This window comes from Caballeronia sp. SBC1, assembly GCF_011493005.1.
Classification (GTDB): Bacteria; Pseudomonadota; Gammaproteobacteria; order Burkholderiales; family Burkholderiaceae; genus Caballeronia.
Window position 1 is genome coordinate 3172868 of the sequence record NZ_CP049156.1, and the last position, 20534, is coordinate 3193401.

Below are 20534 nucleotides of genomic sequence, written 5' to 3' on the forward strand. Positions count from 1 at the left end.
TCCGCAGCTTCATGCCGACAATCCGCGATAAACCGCGCACGTCTGGGCGACGGTCGCGTCCCAGGTGAGATCGGCGGCGCGCAGCAAACCCTTGGCGATGAGTTCGTCGCGCAGAGCCGGATCGCCGATCAGGCGCTCCATGCCGGCCGCGATGTCATCGATGGAATAAGGGTCCACCTCCCACGCCGCCCCTGCCGACACTTCCGGCAACGAAGTCAGATTCGACGTCAGCACGGCCACGCCGCTCGCCATGGCTTCTGCAACGGGCAAGCCGAAGCCTTCGAACAACGACGGATAGGCAAACAATGCCGCCGATGCATACAGCCTCAGTAAATTTTCCCGTGGCACATAGCCGGGCACCACCACCTGACCATCACGCGCGAGCGGTTCGATCACGCGCATGAGGGCGGAATTCTTCCAGCCATCCGCGCCGATCAGCACGAGCGGAAAGGCGCTGCGCATCTCCGCGGGCAGCCGCGCGAATGCTTCGACCAGCCGCTGCAGATTCTTGCGCGGCTGCAGCGTGCAGACGGACAGCACGAATCCGCGATGCTTCAGGCCGAGATTGGCGAGCGCCTCGGCGCATGATTCCGCCGAGTACGGCTGAAACGCCGCTTCAACGCCCAGATGAATGGTGACGACCTTGGATTCGGGCACGCCGTAGATATCGACGATATCGTTCTTCGTGTAGTGACTGTCCGCGATCACGACCTGCGCTTGCCGCAACGTTTTTGGCAACTCGCGGTCGAGATATTCCACCGCCACGCGCGGATGAAACTCTGGATGCCGCCGATGCGACAGGTCGTGAATGGTCACGACCGTCGGGCCTTTGTACCTCGAGGCCACGAAGTTTGTCTCGTGATACACATACCCGCGGCGCGCGAAATCGTCACGCACTTCACGCGACTTGATGGCCCGCGCAATTGTCCTTCCGCGATACAGCCCCGGCAGGCTGCGCGCCTTCTGAAGCACCTTGGCCGCAATACCCTCGCTGAACTGCACGCCCTTGCGCAACGCCACGTGTTGATTGATCAGCGCGAGCAGGCGCTCGCCTTCGAAACGCTCCGCGCCCACCCAGCCCGCCAGCCCCTGCACATCCGGCTCATCGTGCAATCCTTCCAGCAGATGCTGCGTGTAATAGCCGACGCCGCTCCTCGGTGGACGAAGTGAGTTGAGATCGAAGAGCAATTTCATGCGTTAGTGTTTAGTTGACGTAGTGAACAAACAAAAAACAAAAGGAGGTCTGCGATGGCGGAATAGCCCGTCATCGACCGTTGCATGCGAATATGTTTCAAGCTCTTACCGCCGGGATGAAACCGCTTGGGGCTCGGTCGTTATGGCCCCACTCATGGCCCGCTCATGTCCACCAAACGGACGACACGCCTGTCCTGATGACATGAACGTGCCCAATGCATCTATCCTATTTTCCTGATCGATTGGACAGATTTTCCTGCCTGAGACCCTGCTGAGACCCTGTCTCCGCAGCGACTAGGTGTGCTTTTCGTACCCCGGACGCAACCACGAAATTTAACACACTGGCTCTTCGCGAACCTTATGCAGCAAGCGATAGAAGTTGCCTGCATACGATATCAAAACCTTTGGCTGGCGGCGAGTCGTAGCCGGTTCGATTGCTGCAACATCGGTAACGAGATGTTCCGAAACAGGGCACCAGCGTCTCGAAATCCGCTAAAATCGCCGCTTCGCTGCCACAATTCAGCCATTTTCGAGCCGTTCAATGAACATCATTCCCGTCATTATTTGTGGGGGCGCAGGTACCCGCCTGTGGCCGGTGTCCCGCGAAGCCTTCCCTAAGCCGCTGTTGAAACTGGCCGATGGGCAGAGCCTGCTGCAAAAGACGTTTCTGCGTGCTTCGCATGTGGCGAGCGCCAATGAAGTGGTCATCGTTACGAACCGCGAAACGTATTTCCTGACGAAAGACGAATGCGTTGAAGCCGACTCGGACGTCGGCCAGCTGGGTTTCATCCTCGAACCGTCCGCGCGCAATACCGCTGCGGCGATCGGCGTGGCGGCGGAAGTCGTGCGTCAGCAGCATGGCGCAGACGCGATCATGCTCGTCATGCCCGCAGACCAGCTCGTGGAAGACGAAGCCGCGTTCGGCGCCGCCGTCCAGCACGCGGCGCGTGCGGCGCAGGAAGGCCGGATTGTCACGTTCGGCATCCGCCCGACGAAGCCCGAGACGGGCTATGGCTACATCGAATTCGAAAGCAAGCCGCTGCCCGGCGCGGATGCCGTGCACAAGGTCGTGCAGTTCGTCGAAAAGCCGCAGTTGTCCGTGGCTGAAGAACTCGTTGCCGACGGTCGGCATCTGTGGAATGCAGGCATGTTCTGCTTCACCGCCGAGACCATGCTCGCCGAACTCGAGAAGTACGCGCCGACCGTGCTGGAACCGGCTATTGCTGCCGTTATCGATGCAAAGCGCAGTACATCGAAGGATGGTTACACCGTCGAGCTCGATGGCGCGCAATTTGCCCGTGCTGAAGACATTTCCATCGACTATGCCGTGATGGAGCGCTCCAACAACGTCAACGTGGTGCCGTGCGAGATGGGCTGGAGCGACATTGGCTCGTGGCTGTCCATCAGCGAACTCACCGCGCCCGACGCACGCGGCAACCGCATCCATGGCGAGGCGGAGCTGTACGAAGTCGACAACTGCTTTATCCGCAGCGAAGACGGCCGCATGATTGGCGCCGTGGGCGTGCAAGATTTGATCGTGGTGGATACCGCCGACGCGCTGCTGATTGCATCGCGTGACCGGGCGCAGGACGTGAAGCAAATCGTCGCCAAGCTCAAGAAGGTCAATCACGATGCGTACAGGCTCCACCGAACGGTGCATCGCCCGTGGGGCACGTACACCGTGCTCGAAGAAGGCGATCGCTTCAAGATGAAGCGCATTGTGGTGAAGCCGAACGCACAACTTTCGTTGCAGATGCACCATCACCGCAGCGAGCACTGGATCGTGGTGAGCGGGTGCGCTGACATTGTCAATGGCGAGCAGATCATCTCGCTGCAGCCGAACGAGTCCACTTACATTCCCGCTGGCCACAAGCATCGGCTTATCAATCCGGGCGTGATGGATCTCGTGCTGATCGAGGTGCAGTGCGGCGAGTATCTTGGTGAGGACGACATTGTCCGCTTCGAGGACGTTTATGGGCGCGTGCCGGCCTGATCGTCTTTTGCGCAATCGGGTAGCCACCGCTGCCTGATATCAATGCGCGGTGGTTCTTGATTGATGCTGGCTTCGCAACGGCGGCGTCGCTCGCTTTATCGCCGCCCGGCCACGTTTGCCCAGCACCTTCAACGGGATCTATGCGCGTTTTACATTTCTATAAGACTTATAAGCCGGACACAATGGGCGGCGTTCAGGAACTGATCAGCCAGATTTGTTCCGGCGCGGCCCGTCGTGGTGTGACGAGTGAAGTGCTCACGGTGAGCCACGACACTAGCACCGTGGACTTCGGGGACCACGTACACCATCGCGCGAAGATGGACGTGGAAATTGCGTCGTCGGGCTTTTCGCTCTCGGCGTTCGGACGGTTCCGCGAACTCGCCGAACACGCCGATCTGATCCACTACCATTTCCCGTGGCCGTTTGCCGATGTCGTGCACTTCGTTACGCGCGTGCATAAGCCGTCGATCGTGACGTATCACTCCGATATCGTGCGGCAGAAGGTGTTGCTGCAGTTCTATAAGCCGCTGCGCAATCGGTTTCTCGCGAGCGTCGACAAGATCGTGGCAACGTCCCCGAATTATCTGGAGACGAGCGACGTGTTGCAGCGGTATCGCGACAAGGTCGAGGTGATTCCAATCGGGCTCGACGAGACGTCGTATGCGGCGCCGACTGCCGAGAAGTTGCAATATTGGCGTGAGCGCGCCGGGCCGAAGTTTTTTTTGTTCGTCGGCAATCTCCGATATTACAAGGGGCTGCACGTGCTGCTGGATGCACTGCCGGGAACGGATTTCCGGGTGGTGATCATCGGGTCGGGACCAGTCGAGCGCGAACTGCGGGCGCAGGCGGAACGGTTGAAGCTGACCAACGTGGATTTTGTCGGGCCGGTAGGCGACGACGACAAGATCGCCCTGCTCACGCTCTGTCATGCTCTGACGTTTCCGTCGCATTTGCGCTCGGAGGCGTTCGGGATCTCGTTGCTGGAAGCGGCGATGTTCGGGAAGCCGATGATATCGACGGAAATCGGCACCGGGACATCGTATGTGAACGTAGATGGGGAGACGGGGCTGGTGGTGCCGGCGAGTGATCCGGGAGCTTTGCTCGGGGCGATGGGGCGGCTGTGGGAGGACGATGCCCTGGCCGCGAAACTGGGGCAGAACGGCCGGCAACGCTTCGAAGCGATGTTCACAGCCGGCAAGATGGTCGACGCCTATGTGGATTTGTACAGGCGGCTGGTCGACTCCAGTGTCGCGTCATCCATTCGCTAACGGCGTTGAGCGGGCGCCACGCCCGCCCGCGAATTCGCCCGGGCTATCGTCACCGCAAAAACCATACACTATAATGCGCAAATTCCTTTCGACAGCTTACCGAATCCGTCTATGCGGTAGATAACGCATAGACGCGCGTTTTATCGCTTCCAACCCAATGCATGGAAGCCGCGCGCGAAGGTTCCCAATACACGCGGCGGCCAGACTGATCGTTGCCACTTAATCACTGCACTCAACAGGATTTCAATGAAAGCTGTAATTCTTGCAGGCGGACTTGGAACCCGGATTTCCGAGGACACCGTCAATCGTCCGAAGCCAATGATCGAAATTGGTGGAAAACCGATTCTTTGGCACATCATGAAGATCTATTCAGCCTACGGCGTGAATGACTTCGTGATCTGCTGCGGCTACAAGGGCTACGTGATCAAGGAGTATTTCGCCAATTACTTTCTTCATACGTCTGACGTCACGTTCGACATGCGCACGAACGAGATGCAGGTGCATCAGCAATACGCCGAGCCGTGGAAAGTAACCTTGGTGGATACTGGCGAGTCCACCATGACCGGCGGACGGCTGCGCCGCGTCAAGGATTTCGTCAAGGACGAGGAAGCGTTCTGCTTCACCTACGGTGACGGCGTGAGCAACATCAACATTTCGTCGCTGGTTGAGTTTCACAAGCAGCAAGGGACGCTCGCCACCCTCTCCGCCACCTTCCCGCCTGGACGCTTCGGCGCGTTGGACCTGCACGACAATAAAGTACTGTCGTTCAAGGAAAAGCCGAAAGGCGACGGCGGCATGATCAACGGCGGGTTTTTCGTACTGTCCCCGAAGGTAATCGACCTGATTCCGGACGACGACTGCATCTGGGAACGCGAACCGCTCGAGAAACTTGCGGAAGGTGGTCAGCTTTCAGCCTTCGAACATGAAGGGTTCTGGCAACCCATGGACACACTCCGCGACAAAACGCACCTTGAAGAGCTCTGGCAAAGCGGCCGTGCACCGTGGAAGGTGTGGTAATGGTCGATCAAGCGTTCTGGCACGGCAAGAAGGTCTTTCTTACCGGCCATACGGGTTTCAAGGGCAGTTGGCTGACGCTGTGGCTACAAGCTCTTGGCGCCCGCGTCACGGGCTTCGCCCTTGCGCCGGACACCACGCCCAACCTGTTCACGCTCGGGCGTGTAGATGACGGCATTGAATCCATCATCGGCGATATCCGGGATCGCGCTTTGCTGGCCGAAGCCATGAAGGCCGCCAGTCCCGACATCGTGATCCACATGGCGGCGCAACCGCTAGTGCGCGAATCGTATGTGACCCCAGTGGAAACCTACGAAACGAACGTGATGGGCACGGTGCACGTGCTCGACGCGATCCGGCAGGTGCCGGGCGTGCGGTCAGTCGTCGTTGTTACGACGGACAAGTGCTACGAAAATCGCGAGTGGGAGTGGGGATACCGAGAGAACGAGGCAATGGGCGGATACGACCCGTACAGCAGCAGCAAGGGCTGTGCTGAACTCGTGACCTCCGCTTACCGGAACTCGTTCTTCAATCCTGCGACTTACGCGAAGCACGGCGTTGCCATGGCAAGCGGGCGGGCGGGCAATGTGATCGGCGGTGGCGACTGGGCGGCTGACCGGTTGATTCCGGACATCATGCGAGCGATCTCGCGCGGCGAAACGGTGAACATTCGCAATCCGCACGCCATTCGTCCGTGGCAGCACGTGCTTGAACCGCTCAGCGGTTACCTGATTCTGGCTGAAAGGCTTTACACCGATGGCCCGCGTTTCGCCGACGCGTGGAACTTCGGCCCCAACGACTCCGACGCGCAACCGGTCCAGGCGATCGTTGAACGACTGACGTCCCAATGGGGCGACGGTGCGCGATGGAGTCTCGACGGCGGCGAGCATCCGCACGAGGCGACGTTCCTCAAGCTGGACTGCTCGAAGGCGCGCGCACGTCTTGGTTGGCGGCCGCGCTGGGACCTGAACCATACCCTCGACTCGATCGTGGCCTGGTACAAGGCAGCGGCTCGCAACGAAGACGTGAAGGCCGTCACGTTGGCCCAGATCGACCAATACACCCAAATTTGATGAACCCCACCATGACAACTAAAGATCAGATTCGCGAACAAATCATCCAGCTCGTCCGGCAGTACGGCGAGATCGCTTCGCAACCCGTTGCCTTCGAACCTGGCACATCCGTCGTTCCGCCTGCGGGCAAGGTAGTCGGGGCGCCCGAGATGGAAGCGATGGTCCACGCGTCCCTCGATGCATGGCTCACGACCGGTCGTTTCAACGACGAGTTCGAGAAGAAGCTCGCCGCGTTCATCGGCGTGCGATATCTGATTACGGTGAACTCCGGTTCGTCGGCGAACTTGGTCGCGTTTTCTACGCTGACCTCGCCGCGACTCGGCGACCGCGCCATCCGTCCGGGCGACGAAGTGATCGGCGTGGCTGCAGGCTTCCCGACAACCGTCAACCCGATCCTTCAATTTGGCGCGGTTCCGGTTTTTGTCGATGTGGAGCTTGGCACGTACAACATCGATGCGACCCAGATTGAAGCGGCCATCTCGCCGAAGACGAAAGCGATCATGCTCGCGCATACGCTTGGCAATCCGTACAACCTCGAGACGATCGTCGCGTTGTGCAAGAAGTACAACCTGTGGTTGATCGAAGATTGCTGCGACGCGTTGGGCGCAACTTACGACGGCAAGCTCGTTGGCACCTTTGGCGATATCGGTACGATCAGTTTCTATCCGGCGCACCACATCACGATGGGCGAAGGCGGCGCGGTGTTCACGAACAACCCCGAGCTCAAGCTGATTGCTGAATCGTTCCGTGACTGGGGCCGCGATTGCTACTGCGCGCCGGGCAAGGACAACACGTGCGGCAAGCGTTTCTGCTGGAAGCTCGGCAACCTGCCCGAAGGCTACGATCACAAGTACACGTACTCGCATCTTGGCTACAACCTGAAGATCACCGACATGCAGGCAGCCTGCGGACTCGCGCAGATGGATCGGGTGGAAGGCTTCGTGCAAGCGCGTCGCGACAACTTCGCCTACCTGCATGACAAGCTTCAAAGCTGCAAGGAATTCTTGATCTTGCCGCACGCAACGCCGAATTCGGACCCGTCGTGGTTTGGTTTCCCGATCACGCTCAAGCCTGAAGCCGATTTCCGTCGCGTGGATCTGCTTGCGTACCTCGATCAGAACAAGATCGGCACGCGCCTGCTGTTCGCTGGCAACCTCACACGCCAGCCGTACATGATCGGACGTAACTATCGCGTGAGTGGCGAACTGACAAACACCGACATCATCATGAATCAGACGTTCTGGGTCGGTGTGTATCCGGGGCTCTCCCGCGAAATGCTCGACTTCGTCGTTGAGAAGCTCGAGACCTTCCTCGGCGTGAACTTCTAAAGCGGGATTTATGCGCAAGCCGCTGCCTCAAGACGACCTGGATTTTGTCGTCGAGCGTACCGCCGATGTCTGGTCCGCCCTTCAAGGGGCGCGGCTGTTCATCTCCGGCGGTACGGGCTTTATTGGCTCATGGCTGCTTGAAGTCGTGCAGCACGCCAATCGCGTGCTGGGCAGCAAGATTGAAACCGTTGCGCTGAGCCGCGATCCGCAGAAAGCCATCAGTTATGCGCCGCATCTGTTTGCAGTGCCCGGCATGAAGCTCATTCAAGGCGATGTCGCGAGTTTCGAAGCGGCGCGTCAGGCTATTGACGCCTGCATTCATGCTGCAACGGACGTTGCCGATCTTGCCCGTGCAGGCGATGCATTGCGCGTGTTCGATACCGGTGTGACCGGTACGCGTCGCGTGTTGGATTTCGCGCAAGTGAATGGTGCATCGCGGTTTCTGCTGACGTCGAGCGGTGCTGTGTACGGCGTACAGCCAGCCACGCTCGCGCGTACGCCTGAAACGTTCTCAGGTGCGCCCGACCCGTTGAAGATGGCAAGCGCCTATGGCGAGAGCAAGCGTGCGTCCGAATGGCTGGCCTCCGCCTACGCGCAGCAAAACAGCAGCATGCACGTGGGCATCGCGCGGATCTACGCGTTGCTTGGACCGGCCATTCCGTTGGACGGTCCCTTCGCCGCGGGCAATTTCATCCGCGATGCGCTGGCGGGAAAACAGATTGGCATCAGCGGCGACGGGCGCCCGCTGCGGAGCTATCTGTACATGGCAGACGCGTGCGTCTGGCTCCTGCGCATGCTGGTTCGCGGTGAAAGTGGCACCGCGTATAACGTCGGCTCCGAACGCGAAATTTCGATCATCGATCTCGCACGGATGGTGGAAGGCCAATGCGGCTCGACACTGCCCGCGGCACCAGCAGCGAAGGCCGGCAATGGCCCCGCTCCGCGTTACGTACCGGATACGTCGAAGGCGCGACACGCGCTTGATGTCGACGAATTCACTCCTTTGGAACTGGCTCTGTCCAAGACGATCAACTGGAACCGCTCAGCGGTCACGGCATGAAAAAATTCGACGCAGTCCGCGTTCGCAAGACCATTCTCGACATGGCGTTCGCCGGGTCGACCGTTCACATCGGCTGTGCATTTTCGATTGTGGAACTGCTCGCGGTGCTTTATCGCAATCACCTCAACTTCGACGCCAAGGACCCACATGCGGCGCACCGTGACTACATGGTGCTGAGCAAGGGGCACGGCGTGATGGCGCAATACGCCTGCCTGCATGAGATCGGCTGGCTGAGCGATGAAGAGATGCACACCTACTTCGGCAACGGTACGCGCCTGAAGGGCTTGGCCGATGCGCACGTGCCTGGCGTAGAAGTCACGGCCGGTTCGCTTGGGCATGGCCTCTCGGTTGGTGTTGGGCTTGCGCTCGGCGCGAAGATGAACAAGACGGAGCAAATGTGCTACGCGCTGGTGGGCGACGGCGAACTGAACGAAGGCACGATCTGGGAAGCCTCGCTGTTCGCAGCGCAATTCAAGCTCGACAACCTGGTTGTTATCGTTGACGTGAACGGCTTCCAGGCGATGGGTACGACCGACGAAGTGATCAGCCTCGGCGATATTGAAGCCAAGTTCAGGGCGTTCGATTTCGAGGCGGTCAGTATCGATGGTCATGATGAAGCGGCGATTGATAGTGCGTATCGGGATTTCAAGTCCAGCAAGAATGGCAAGCCGAAGGCGCTGATCGCAAAGACGGTCAAGGGCAAGGGCGTGTCATTCATGGAACACGACAACATCTGGCACTACACGCGGCTTAATCCGCAGACCTACGAAGCCGCCATTACGGAACTGGGAGAGCGCGCATGAGAGACGCATTTTCTAACGCGCTGGTTGCGGCCGCGAAGAAAGACCCGAAGGTGTTATTGCTGACGGGCGATCATGGCTATGCCCTCTTCGATGCATTCAGGAAGTCCTGCCCGGACCAGTACATCAATTGCGGCATTGCCGAGCAGAACATGGTGGGAGTCGCGGCCGGGCTGGCGAAGGCCGGCTTCAAACCGGTCGTGTACGGACTCGCCGCCTTCGTGCCCATTCGTGTGCTCGAGCAGATCAAGATCGACGTGTGTTACGAGAATCTGCCGGTCACCTTCATTGGCGACGGCGCCGGCGTGGTGTACGCCCAACTGGGCACGAGCCACCAGAGTACCGAAGACATTGCCGCGCTGCGTGGCGTGCCGCAAATCTCCATCTACTCCCCTGGCGATCGCTTCGAACTGACGGCGTGTGCCGAGCATATCGTGCGGAATCCGGGACCGGCGTATATGCGCATGGGCAAGGCCGATCTGGGCGACGTGCATCGTGGTCCTATTGAAGGCTGGAGTCACGGCGACCTGATTCCCGTGACAAACACCGGTGCGCCGTATCTTTTCATCGGTACAGGCTCCGGCTTGAAAATGGCTCAAAAAGCCGCCGAAGCGTTAGGCAATGCCGACGTTGTTTCAGCGCCCTGCCTCAAGCCGTTCCCCGCAAGGTCATTGCGTGAACTGGCGAAAGGGCGCGAAGCGATCGTCACGTTCGAGGAGCATTCCATTTATGGTGGACTCGGCGGCGTGGTGGCTGAAACGCTGATGGGTCAGTACCTCGGCACCTTTGTGCGCGTCGGTATCCAGGATCAGTTCAGCTCGCTCTGCGGCAATTATTCTTTCCTGATGGAAAGTCACGGCTTGTCGTCCGAGGCCGTGGACCGCCAGATCAGGGAGGCATTGAATGCCACTGTCCAACTCCAGGACTGAAGAGGCGGTCAACGGGCAGCCTATCGTGGACGATCCTATTGCACTTGCCGCGGCTCCCGAGCCGCGCGTCAACACGTGGTACCAGTTGCTGCGCTTTCTGGTGGTCGGCGGGATTAACACCGTCTTCGGTTATGCGCTGTTCGCCGTCTTCACGTGGTTTGGAATGAAGTATCCGCTCGCGATTGCGCTGGCGACCATCGGCGGCGTGTTGTTTAATTTCCAGAGCGTTGGGCGCCTTGTGTTTGGCGGCGCGCCGCGATCGCGCTTCTGGCGCTTCGTTGGTGTGTATTGCCTGATCTACCTGATCAACCTCGGTGGTGTGAAGCTATTGTTGAGCTCTGGCCTAAACGTGTACGTGGCGAACGGCATCATGCTGATTCCCCTTGCCGGCCTCGCTTTCATCCTTAATCGTCGGTTTGTTTTCAATCTGCCATGAAGCATATAACGGTCGTTACCCCCTGTTTCAATGAAGAAGAAAATGTCGAGGCGGTGTACACCGAGACGAAGCGGATTTTCGCGACCATTCCGGAAGTCACGTACGACCACTTGTTCATCGACAACGCGTCCTACGATAAAACCGTCAGCATTCTTCGCGGGATTGCCGCGACCGATCCGAACGTCAGCGTGATTGTGAATGCCCGCAACTTTGGGCATATCAAATCGCCGGTGCATGGATTGTTGCAGGCTAAAGGTGACGCCGTGATCCTGCTGGTGGCCGATCTTCAGGATCCGCCCGAGTTGATGCGCGACTTTGTCCGCAACTGGCTGGAAGGGGCACCCATTGTTGTGGGTGTGAAACCTGAGGCCAAGGAATCCGCATTGTTCTTTGCTATTCGCCGTGCGTATTACCGGATGGTCACGCGGATCGCGAACGTCAAGCTGATCCAGAACTTCACGGGCTTCGGACTCTACGACCGCAAGGTGATCGAGATCATCCGGCAGATCGACGATCCGTATCCCTACTTCCGCGGCCTGATCTGTGAGATCGGGTTTGACGCGATTCAGATCCCTTACGTGCAGCCGCGGCGTAAGCGAGGGATATCGAAGAATAATTTCTATACGCTCTACGACATTGCGATGCTGGGCATTACATCGCATTCGAAAGTGCCGTTGCGGCTGGCGACTATCGCCGGATTTTTCTTGTCAGGTGTGAGTTTGTGCGTGTCCGTGGTCTATATGATTTTGAAGCTGCTGTACTGGAACAGCTTCGTCATGGGAAGCGCGCCGTTGTTGATCGGATTGTTCTTCTTTTCATCGGTCCAGTTGTTTTTTATTGGGCTGCTGGGCGAATACGTGGGCGCGATTTTGACTTATGCGCAAAAGCGGCCGCTGGTGGTGGAAAGGGAGCGGATTGTGGGGGGGGGGGGTGCAGCGTCTTTTGTGCATCCGGCTGTGACCGTTGCCGATTCGACCTCGCCTACCGCGTAGCCAAAACAAACGGCTTTTCCTGCCTCGTAGGTGATCGCTAGGTTGTTCGAGTTCGAGAGGGGATCGCGTTAAACGATCCCCTCTCCCATTTCTGTCACGTAAGTCTGTCAAGTAAGCCGCTTCTTGACCACGATGCCAGCCGACGTTGTGACGTGCCTCCCAAACTTGATCTTCAAATGCGGTTCATTCGAGTAAGGGGGAAGGTCTACGTGAAAATCCAGGAAGTGGGAACCGGGTGCGATCACGAAAGGTTGGACCTCATGGCCAAGCATCTCCAGGCTCGACACCAATTCCCCCATGTCGCGCTGGCGGTATAACACCGTCGGTCCGCTATCAATCGTGTCATCGTTTGAAGACAAGTTGAATTCAGTTGTATGGACCGCCACGCCGCCCGGCTTAAGCGTATTTTCACGACTGTTGATCACAAACTGCATGCCGGCCTCGAGGGACCCGAGGTGTTCGAAACTGCAGCAAGACCACGTGAAGTCAAAGCCCCTTCAGGTCCGCATCAATGGCGTTCATGTCAGAGAACCGGTGCGACACCTTGCTGTTGAATACCTCTTTGCTGACGAGATCCGGATCAAGAAACTCGTTCAAGGTATCGCTGTGCTGACCTGACCGGTTTCGGTCCAGCCGGAAGAAAGTCCGATTTCGGCGTGCGCGTCTGTGGCTAAGATGCCGGCGCCCAAGTTGGCAAATACGGACGGCAGCCGCTCTGTGCCAACGCCAAACCCCACGCCCAGAAAGCTTTCCTTGAGAACGCCCAGTCGCTCAAGGTGGTAATACACGAATATCCATTCCCATACCTTTCGATGGAATTGGACCGGATGTGCAAGGGTTCTGCAAAGTTGGGCATAACGCGGGTGAATGAAATCTGCCGCGCTGCAGGTCGAGAAAGGCAGGAAGAGCTTCTCCGCCGACCAACGCGATGGTTGAGGCAAATAAATATGCTCACGCAACACGCTTGCCACGCGGTGATCAAAATCGCTATCGAATTTGGGAATCTGCTGTTCAATAGCTGTCACCCGCCGCGACAGGTCTGAACAGACAGCGGCTACCTCAGCGGTGACCGCCTCTACCTCAGCGGCGATCTCCTTACTTCGGGACTGCCTCGATATTTCCTTGTCAATGTTTAGAATCGCAGCGTAGGCTCGGATGAGCTGACGGAATGGCGTGATATGAGTAAAAGGCATAGTCGCCTTACTTCATTTATTCGCCCCTAATCACCGAGCGCGGACGGAAGAGCGGCACCATTCAAATTAAACCATGCGGCAAAAAACCGCTTCGTTCAGCCATACTAACAGGCGGCCTGGACGCATGCAGTTCGGACGCGGGCCCAAAATTCAGATCGTCAGATCGAACTGATTGAGCGGCGCCTGGAGAATCGACGAAGATGTCTCCAGGCAACTCATCTACCTGCCAGCGAGTTTACGAGTCATCCGCCAGTTGTGTCGGAAGATGTTGCGGGCGCGTCGCGTAAAGTAAGGGTCTTGAGGCCAATCCCAAACACTCGATTATCTGCGGAGGCGCTCAACTGGCTCGGCGAGACCGCTCCGGGCGCCCGAAAGACGATCTTCAGGGTGCCGTCTTTAATCAGATCGGCAGGAATGGTCGCCGTGCGGGGCCCTTGAGGAGAGGCAGAAGTGAAATCCCACTCCGCGATTTTTGTTCCATTGACCTCGACGATAATCTGCTGCCGATCATGGGGCGGGCTGATGTACGCCATGGCGTCGACATCGAGTTGATTCGGGATCTTGCGATTCTTCGGGATCGTGATCTGAATCTCGGCATCATTGGTAGCCCATGTTCCCCACGGTTCGGTGCCATACCACCCGCGGCCGAGCAGTACCCGACCATTGCCCGACGAGGAAAAAGATATGACGTCTCCCGGCTGATATTGCATCAGGCACGAGCTATCGATGGCCACGTATTCCGAGCTCCAGGCGTGATTCGGAGAACAATTCTTATCGAAAGGGATGCGGGGAACAACCGCATATTGAACCCCATCTGTGATCTTCATTCCCGACCACCATCTGTAGTCGAGAGGATGATTGAAAACAACTCTTGATATCAGTGCATTCGATATCAAGGGGAGTGATTTGTCGTAGAAGACTGCGTTTTCCGAAGTCAGTTGCTGGAATTGGTAGGTGGCCAATTCCTTTGCTTGCTCAAATGCGCGGACAGTGGGCGAGAGAGGCTCAGTGAACGCTCGCAGCACCCAGGTTGCCATATAGGCTGCAAGCAGCGGAGTAGCGCAATCCACCAGTAACCGGTTACGCATGCTGGGTCTGTCGATTAGAGCGGCCAGCAGCCTGACGCCATTCATCATGCCGACCGTCACAACAATGTACATGTGCTTCTTAACGGCATAAGGCGATCCGTCGCCGTGCAGTGACCATGCCAGATATTGCAATACGACCAGTGAGCATGCTGCCAGCCCGGCAGCGCCAAGGACAAGATCCGCTTTTTCGGCATTGCGGAACACGTATCGCCACGCGTTCAAAGCACAAATGACAGCGCAAATGAAAACCACCAACGGCATCGAATATGCGAACTCGAGAGCCCCGTTGTTAGACGAGATCTGTCGCATCAACTTGAACTCGGGATGCGAAACCAGGATAACGAGCGTCAACAGGACGACTACGCCAGCAGCGACGGCGCCCTGAAGGGGAAACGCCCTGCGATCACGCCAAAGCCGCAGCAACTCCAGTGCAAGCAGAAAACAGCCGGTTGCCATGATATGGATGGCATTGAGAGGCTGCACCCACATCGTCAGCGTTCCCATGATGATGAAAATCGCTGATCGATAGGATAGACGCTCGACTTTGACCAGACACAAAAGCGCGAAGAAATAAAATGCGTCGCCCACTAGTTGCGGGTAGAAAAAATTGAGGACGACTTCCCATCCAACCAGCGATTGCGTTCTTTGGATTAGTAAGAAGGCACCCAAAAATAAAGCTAGCCGAATGGGCGTGTCCGCAACAATTCGTGCTGCGATCAGATAGGTGAAAAATGTCGCGCCTACTGTGACAAGACTGATACCTACAAGGCCTGATCCGCCTACCCATCCGATCAAAGCCGCCATCCAATGAGAGACGGGTGGATAAAACGCCATGACGCTGATGCGGTCGGCGGCGTCCGCAGCAACGCCACCCGATCGCATGATCTCGTCAATCAGTGTGAAATGCAGGATGTAGTCGGGGCTGCCATTCTGAAAGTACGGGCCGTACCTGAACATCAAGAATAGGAGAGCGCTCGCGCCAAGCAACAAGGGGCTCAGTCGGAGCCCTGTTTGATTCTTCATTTTTAGACCTTATGGAAACAGCTGCGACGATCCGACCCGATCACCTGCCACGTGGCACCGTTGGCAAGCGGTGCGATAGATGATGACCACTGGTAACCACAGCTTCTTAGCTTCTGCGTTCATGGGAGGCCTCTCGGTACATTTGGCGGCAGTTTATCGCAAACCAGCTTGATGAATCATAAAAGCCCCCTCGATCCGAGCCTCCAAATCGCTGAGCTCTTCCATTAGGGCATTCAAAGGTAACTTCAGATTGTCCGGCGCAGTCAGGGACTGCTTTGCGGTTCGGTGGCACTACGTATGTTCATGTAGAACCCCAGTGCGCGTCATGCCAGCGGTGTCGTGATAGCAAGACACTTAATGGATCTCCGGTGGCCATACCGGGGCTCGGAGCTATCGCGGAAATTCGAATCCGTGAAGCAGTTATTGTGAAAGTGCTTTAATCCGGAGCGCGATCAAATGTGAACTGCAACTTCTTACCAACAACTGCAGCCGGAAGAACGCCTAACCATTGCAAGCTTGCATCTGCAGGTTCCGAGTATGCGGGCCAAGCCCGCATACTCGGGCGCTCACCGGGCACTATCAGCCGTGAACTCATGCGAAACAGCTCCCCTGTTGGCTACGCATCGGCGCCCGCTGCAGCGTTTTGCCGGGCACGAGGTAAGTATTGGCGGCTATCGAGCGCGGAAGCGGGACGGCAACCCTGATTTAAAGTGGTTGACGGACGATCAAATGCTGGCGATGATCCCAGCCATTCATGCTGAATTCCAAAGCGCTTATGCACCGTTCTGTGCATGATGCGTGAATTTGCAGTTGCGCGGCTTTGCCGCCGGTAAAGTGCAAGTTCAACGGCGCACGCGTGAGATGGCATCCGTGTTTGTCACACGCGATGCTACTAAGGAACCGCGTACTGCGAACACGGCCTGCCGATGGATGAGAATTTTCGATCGAAACCCCTTTGCCGTGCGGCCTAATAGGTCCGAACATCAGATACCACGTACCTTCGAAAAGTGAGAGCTGGATGTATCTCGCCATTGTTCCGGACCTGCTCAACCACGAGGTGATTGGCTGACTGCTCAAGCTGCCCACGACGGTAGAAATTGTGGCGCACGCATTGACGATGGCCTGGTTTGGAGCTGAATCGGACGACTCCGCGCATAACGTTTTTTCGAAGCGGCGCTATCTCACCGGCTCAGCTTGACACCTCAGCATATGCGAGTCGGCTTGAAATAGCGGTTAAGCCGGTCGTCTTACGGAACACGCGGGGGCGATAACAAGGCGGTCCGCGCCGCTTATAGATCTCGAACCTGCTAGCGAAACAGTAAAACCAATCCAAACACTCAAACCAACTCAGCCCCGAACTGAGCGAAATGAAGTTACAAAGGAGAAACCCAGCTTGCAAGTCATCGTTTTAGGGCTCTGCATTTTGCTTTTAGCAGCACGCCTTACCATCGGGATTGACCTGTCCGATGAGTCTTACTATGCGGCCTTTGTCGACGGATGGCTGAAGACAGGGATAGCACACAGTCGCAATCTCATGGTCCATCAGACCGCAGATTTTCTGATTTATCCGCTTGCACTTGTTTTCCGCGCCATCAATGGTGGATCCGACGGCCTCATTCTCTTTCTCAGGCTGGTGTATCTCGCGATCGCAGTCCTTGCGTCGACGGCTTTATATCGAGCCGTGGCTCCCAGGTACGACCGACCGATGGCCACCTTAGTAGCGGCGTGCGCGTTGATCTTCGTGCCATTTGGCCTACCTGCACCGTCGTACAACACTATCGGCATGTATTCGCTTTTAGCGGCTCTTGTGCTGTTTGCGACGCATTTCAGTCAGGCACTTCCGCAGCCCGGGAAGCGCCTGGTATTGCCGGTATCGCTCTGGCTATCAGCGATCAGTTGGGCCTTCGCGTGTGTCGCCTACCCGACCATGCTGGCGCCACTCCTATTACTCCTCGTGCTGAGTTTCTTGATTCTAAAAGCGAAGACTGATCGAAGCCTGCTGCTGCGCTACCTGTTTGCGTGTTGCGGAACGCTGGCTCTCGCCGCGATGGCATTGGGCATTACCTTTGGCCTATCCCGCTTGCTCGACATGGTGCTTTTCACCAATGCGTTCAACAGCGTGTCAGGAGGCTTCGCCCGCAAAGCGAATTTCGCAGCATCAATATTCGCGAGTCATCCGGCTTACGCCATTCTTCTCGCTTGCGCACTGATAGTTGCAGTCATCCGGGGATCGTCAATACTCGGTCGGCATCGCCAGTGGATTACCGGCCTTGCTACAGCGGGGATTGTCGTCGGCGTTGTGACGACCGGCAGTCCGACGCTTTTCATGCGCTCACACGACCTCGTACTGGTTCTCTCGGTCGCGGGCGTCGGCGAAGCATTTCGGGCACTGCGGGACTCGGCCGCCGATCGCGGCACGCGCGCCTTCGGCATTATTTATCTGGTGAGCTTTGCAGCGGGTATTACCACCATGATCACCGCCTTCAACGGACCCTACAATTTTCCGATTGGCGGCTTGCTATCGGCGTGTTTGACTTTGATACCCTTCGCATCGATGGGGATAAAAAAATCGCCCGCGTCTTCGCAGCCCACTTATAGACTTCCGGCAGGCACGCCAAACCTGTTCCTTGGCGCAGTTGCATGCTGTGCGATCGGATGGTCCACCTTTACCTTTTACTATGGGCAGATCGTTACGCCTTTCCACAATCTGACCCTCGTTCGTGAAGGAACGTTTAAAGGCCTCCGTACTGACGGCGAACAAGCGTCGTTCATTAGCGAGCTGACTCACGCGATCAACTCAGAGCGATTTTGTGGAACACAGATGGCAGTTCTCGGCACGGGGCCAGGATTCTACTTAATGGGCGCATTCGCACCCACTGCCCTTTCGACATGGAATTTTTCAGGGGACGCTGCCAATCCGGCCGCGATGGCGACCGCGGCATTTTACAGCCAAGCGAAAAATCGCCCCGATGTTCTGGTCGTAAATACCTGGCAATGGGCAACGCCGCTTTCTGACCCCGATCGCGCCCTTCTCAGCCAGTATTCGATTGTGCAGCGAGTTGCGGTCGGCGTGCGCGAAGCGACGGTTTATCGACGCGAAGACTGTGTCGCGCCAGACCGGGAGTAGCGAGCAATTGATCCGGCGGTCCGGCTAGCCGGTTCACTATACAAGCCTGTTCTCCGAAGTCGTATTTCTGCCGTGTTGGCATCGCAGGCGAGCCCCTCACTCGAATGTGCTGCCGACCGCCGCCGACGCGGCTCACAGTGCACCCCGCCGGCACTCGACAACTGCCACACGCCGTTAAGTCTGGCCCATGAGCAACGCGGTTGCTTGACGATCGCACACGGTTTTGCAGTCACAAAACCTACACAATCCCTACATTTTTGACCCATTGTATTGTTTCGAGATTCGAGGAGAAGAAGACACTCGTTTACGCTAAACTCTTGGCAAACATTTCCAAAGTAATTTATTAGAAAGGGAATTCGGAGGTTATGCGATATAAAAACAAGCGTGTACTTTGGTTGCTCAACCACAAGACGCTAATGCCATATGAAGCAAAATTGTTGGTGGAACTGGGATACGAGGTGTTTACTCCCAAGGTCATACCTACAGCAACCGGCTTCCGGAGTGGCGCGGTAGATTTCAGCTATGACAAAACGCTATCTATCCCCAAGCGCGTGCTTGCACGATTGAATAGCTTCAATTTTTACGAGACCGCGTGGCCGTCGGACATCGTGAAATTGCTGAATCGTTATTTCGGCGCGATTTACATCATTCCCTATGGGAAACAAGTCCCGGAAGCCCTAGCCAAGTTTGAAGGGACGATCATGTTCCGGGCATTTGGCTTGGATAACACCCAAACATACACGAACGTACTTCAATTAATGTACGGCCCGGAAATCCTCGGACGAATTGCCGAGCTAGGCGAAAAATTTGTGTTTGCTCAGGGCTATGACCAGTTAATGGAATGCGAACCGCCCCTTATTTCCGACAGGGCCTTGTTCCTCCCAATTGGCGTACCCCAATCGTTTTGGAGCACTGAAAATACGTACACCGGCCGCGACAAATGCATTCTGTTCGTGTGTCCGAATTGCGTCACCAATCCTTACTACTCAGCGGTGTATAGAAAATTCAAGGAAGAGTTTGGCGACCTGCCCCACGTGATTTTTGGCGCGCAGGACGTGCCGGTCGACGACCCCCACGTATTGGGCTTCGTCTCCGACGCGGAATTGATCCGTCTGTACCAGGACTGCGCCCTCCTCTATTACCATTCGACCGAACTGCGGCACGTCCATTATTCGCCTATCGAAGCAGCGATCAACGGTATGCCTGTCGTGTACTTCGAGGACTCATTGCTCGGCCGGATGACACCGGAAATTGCTGGCGGACGGTGTGTCACTGCGCAGGACGCCCGGGCATGCGTCGAGCAGATTCTGTCGGGCAACCAAGACTTTATCGAACAAGTTCGAAATGATCAGCGGGCGCTGGCATTCAAGTTCTCGGATGAGTATTGCAAGGATGTCTGGCAGAAGAACCTGACAGCCGCTGGCCTCCTCCCCGCACGCCGCGCCGAGGCGATTCGGACTGCCGTTGTGCGGGAAGCAAAACGCACCGTGTTACGCCCGTGGGCTAAGGGCCTTGTGACCCTCCCGCGGAAAACGCCGGTACGGCAGCCGACGCAAGAACAAGTGACCGATGCATCGGTCGACGTTACGGACAAGACGTCAGTGTACGAGGGGATAGATTTTTCGAAGCCGCTCTATCCGTCGTTCGTACAAGGCGTGACAGGGCTCTCATTCGAGGAAGAAGGCGGACGCTGGAGCGTCGGATCAACTGTTGCTATTGCTCTGGCGCGGCCGCTGCCGAAGAGGTTCAAGCTGCTTATCGAAGGCGGCGGCTACGGCCCTAACATCGGCATGCCGGTGAAGATTCGGATTGGACGCACGAAGCGCGAAATGACCTTCTGGAATGAACCGGGAATGGGTTCGGAAATCGCAATTGAATTTTCGATGCGAAAGCCAAGAGATCTGATCGAAATTACAATACCGAAGCCGACATTCCCCCCTGGCGACAACCGGGACATTGGAGTGGCTTTCAGACATCTTAAAATCGAAGCGATGGAAGTTGCACGTCGATAAACCG

17 protein-coding genes are annotated in these 20534 nt (G+C 57.0%); 13 read left to right on the forward strand and 4 right to left on the reverse strand.

Features of this window, described 5'->3' with window-relative positions:
* Nucleotides 1-9: 9 nt before the first annotated feature.
* Complete coding sequence (locus SBC1_RS14030) at nucleotides 10-1194, reverse strand: glycosyltransferase family 1 protein (protein WP_165988202.1); 1185 nt, start codon at nucleotides 1192-1194, stop codon at nucleotides 10-12.
* A 541-nt stretch (nucleotides 1195-1735) separates the two neighbouring features.
* On the opposite strand from SBC1_RS14030, the gene SBC1_RS14035 reads away from it, so the two are divergent.
* The 10 genes from SBC1_RS14035 to SBC1_RS14080 all read left to right on the forward strand — a co-directional run bounded on the left by SBC1_RS14035 (nucleotide 1736) and on the right by SBC1_RS14080 (nucleotide 12087).
* Entirely contained in the window at nucleotides 1736-3187 is a 1452-nt protein-coding gene (locus tag SBC1_RS14035; protein WP_165092405.1) for a mannose-1-phosphate guanylyltransferase/mannose-6-phosphate isomerase, read from the forward strand.
* A 140-nt stretch (nucleotides 3188-3327) separates the two neighbouring features.
* Entirely contained in the window at nucleotides 3328-4455 is a 1128-nt protein-coding gene (locus SBC1_RS14040; protein WP_165988204.1) for a glycosyltransferase family 4 protein, read from the forward strand.
* A gap of 246 nt (nucleotides 4456-4701) precedes the next feature.
* Nucleotides 4702-5472: a glucose-1-phosphate cytidylyltransferase gene (rfbF, locus tag SBC1_RS14045; protein WP_165988206.1), complete on the forward strand. Its 771-nt coding sequence runs from the start codon at nucleotides 4702-4704 to the stop codon at nucleotides 5470-5472.
* Nucleotides 5472-6542: a CDP-glucose 4,6-dehydratase gene (gene rfbG, locus SBC1_RS14050; protein ID WP_165988208.1), complete on the forward strand. Its 1071-nt coding sequence runs from the start codon at nucleotides 5472-5474 to the stop codon at nucleotides 6540-6542. Before rfbF ends, rfbG begins: the two co-directional genes overlap by 1 nt.
* A gap of 11 nt (nucleotides 6543-6553) precedes the next feature.
* Nucleotides 6554-7870 (forward strand): lipopolysaccharide biosynthesis protein RfbH, encoded by a 1317-nt coding sequence (rfbH, locus tag SBC1_RS14055; RefSeq protein WP_165988209.1) that lies wholly within the window; start codon nucleotides 6554-6556, stop codon nucleotides 7868-7870.
* A gap of 10 nt (nucleotides 7871-7880) precedes the next feature.
* Nucleotides 7881-8930, forward strand: a complete 1050-nt coding sequence (locus SBC1_RS14060; RefSeq protein ID WP_165988211.1) for an NAD(P)-dependent oxidoreductase — start codon at nucleotides 7881-7883, stop codon at nucleotides 8928-8930.
* A complete protein-coding gene (locus SBC1_RS14065; RefSeq protein ID WP_165988213.1) occupies nucleotides 8927-9733 on the forward strand; it encodes a transketolase in 807 nt (268 codons plus the stop codon). Before SBC1_RS14060 ends, SBC1_RS14065 begins: the two co-directional genes overlap by 4 nt.
* Nucleotides 9730-10659 carry a transketolase family protein gene (locus tag SBC1_RS14070; RefSeq protein WP_165988215.1) on the forward strand — a complete coding sequence of 310 codons (930 nt, stop codon included), beginning with the start codon at nucleotides 9730-9732 and terminating at the stop codon, nucleotides 10657-10659. The genes SBC1_RS14065 and SBC1_RS14070 overlap by 4 nt, the downstream gene beginning before the upstream one ends.
* Nucleotides 10634-11095, forward strand: a complete 462-nt coding sequence (locus SBC1_RS14075; RefSeq protein WP_165988217.1) for a GtrA family protein — start codon at nucleotides 10634-10636, stop codon at nucleotides 11093-11095. Before SBC1_RS14070 ends, SBC1_RS14075 begins: the two co-directional genes overlap by 26 nt.
* Nucleotides 11092-12087, forward strand: coding sequence for a glycosyltransferase family 2 protein (locus SBC1_RS14080; protein ID WP_243830228.1), 996 nt, complete (start codon nucleotides 11092-11094; stop codon nucleotides 12085-12087). The genes SBC1_RS14075 and SBC1_RS14080 overlap by 4 nt, the downstream gene beginning before the upstream one ends.
* A gap of 107 nt (nucleotides 12088-12194) precedes the next feature.
* On the opposite strand, the gene SBC1_RS39880 is transcribed toward SBC1_RS14080, so the two are convergent.
* From SBC1_RS39880 to SBC1_RS14090, 3 genes are all read right to left on the reverse strand, one after another.
* The gene (locus SBC1_RS39880) at nucleotides 12195-12521 is read right to left on the reverse strand and encodes a hypothetical protein (RefSeq protein ID WP_243830229.1); all 327 of its coding nucleotides are present in this window, start codon (nucleotides 12519-12521) and stop codon (nucleotides 12195-12197) included.
* Between the two features lie 159 nt (nucleotides 12522-12680).
* Nucleotides 12681-13280: a hypothetical protein gene (locus SBC1_RS39885; RefSeq protein ID WP_243830230.1), complete on the reverse strand. Its 600-nt coding sequence runs from the start codon at nucleotides 13278-13280 to the stop codon at nucleotides 12681-12683.
* A gap of 242 nt (nucleotides 13281-13522) precedes the next feature.
* Entirely contained in the window at nucleotides 13523-15391 is a 1869-nt protein-coding gene (locus SBC1_RS14090; RefSeq protein ID WP_165988219.1) for a hypothetical protein, read from the reverse strand.
* A gap of 458 nt (nucleotides 15392-15849) precedes the next feature.
* Here SBC1_RS14090 and SBC1_RS40590 point away from each other — a divergent pair, with 458 nt between their 5' ends.
* The 3 genes from SBC1_RS40590 (at nucleotide 15850) to SBC1_RS14105 (ending at nucleotide 20530) form a co-directional block, all read left to right on the forward strand.
* A complete protein-coding gene (locus SBC1_RS40590) occupies nucleotides 15850-16095 on the forward strand; it encodes a helix-turn-helix domain-containing protein (RefSeq protein ID WP_165988221.1) in 246 nt (81 codons plus the stop codon).
* A 689-nt stretch (nucleotides 16096-16784) separates the two neighbouring features.
* Complete coding sequence (locus SBC1_RS14100; RefSeq protein ID WP_165988222.1) at nucleotides 16785-18518, forward strand: hypothetical protein; 1734 nt, start codon at nucleotides 16785-16787, stop codon at nucleotides 18516-18518.
* Between the two features lie 416 nt (nucleotides 18519-18934).
* Nucleotides 18935-20530 carry a hypothetical protein gene (locus SBC1_RS14105; protein WP_165988224.1) on the forward strand — a complete coding sequence of 532 codons (1596 nt, stop codon included), beginning with the start codon at nucleotides 18935-18937 and terminating at the stop codon, nucleotides 20528-20530.
* Nucleotides 20531-20534 lie beyond the last annotated feature (4 nt).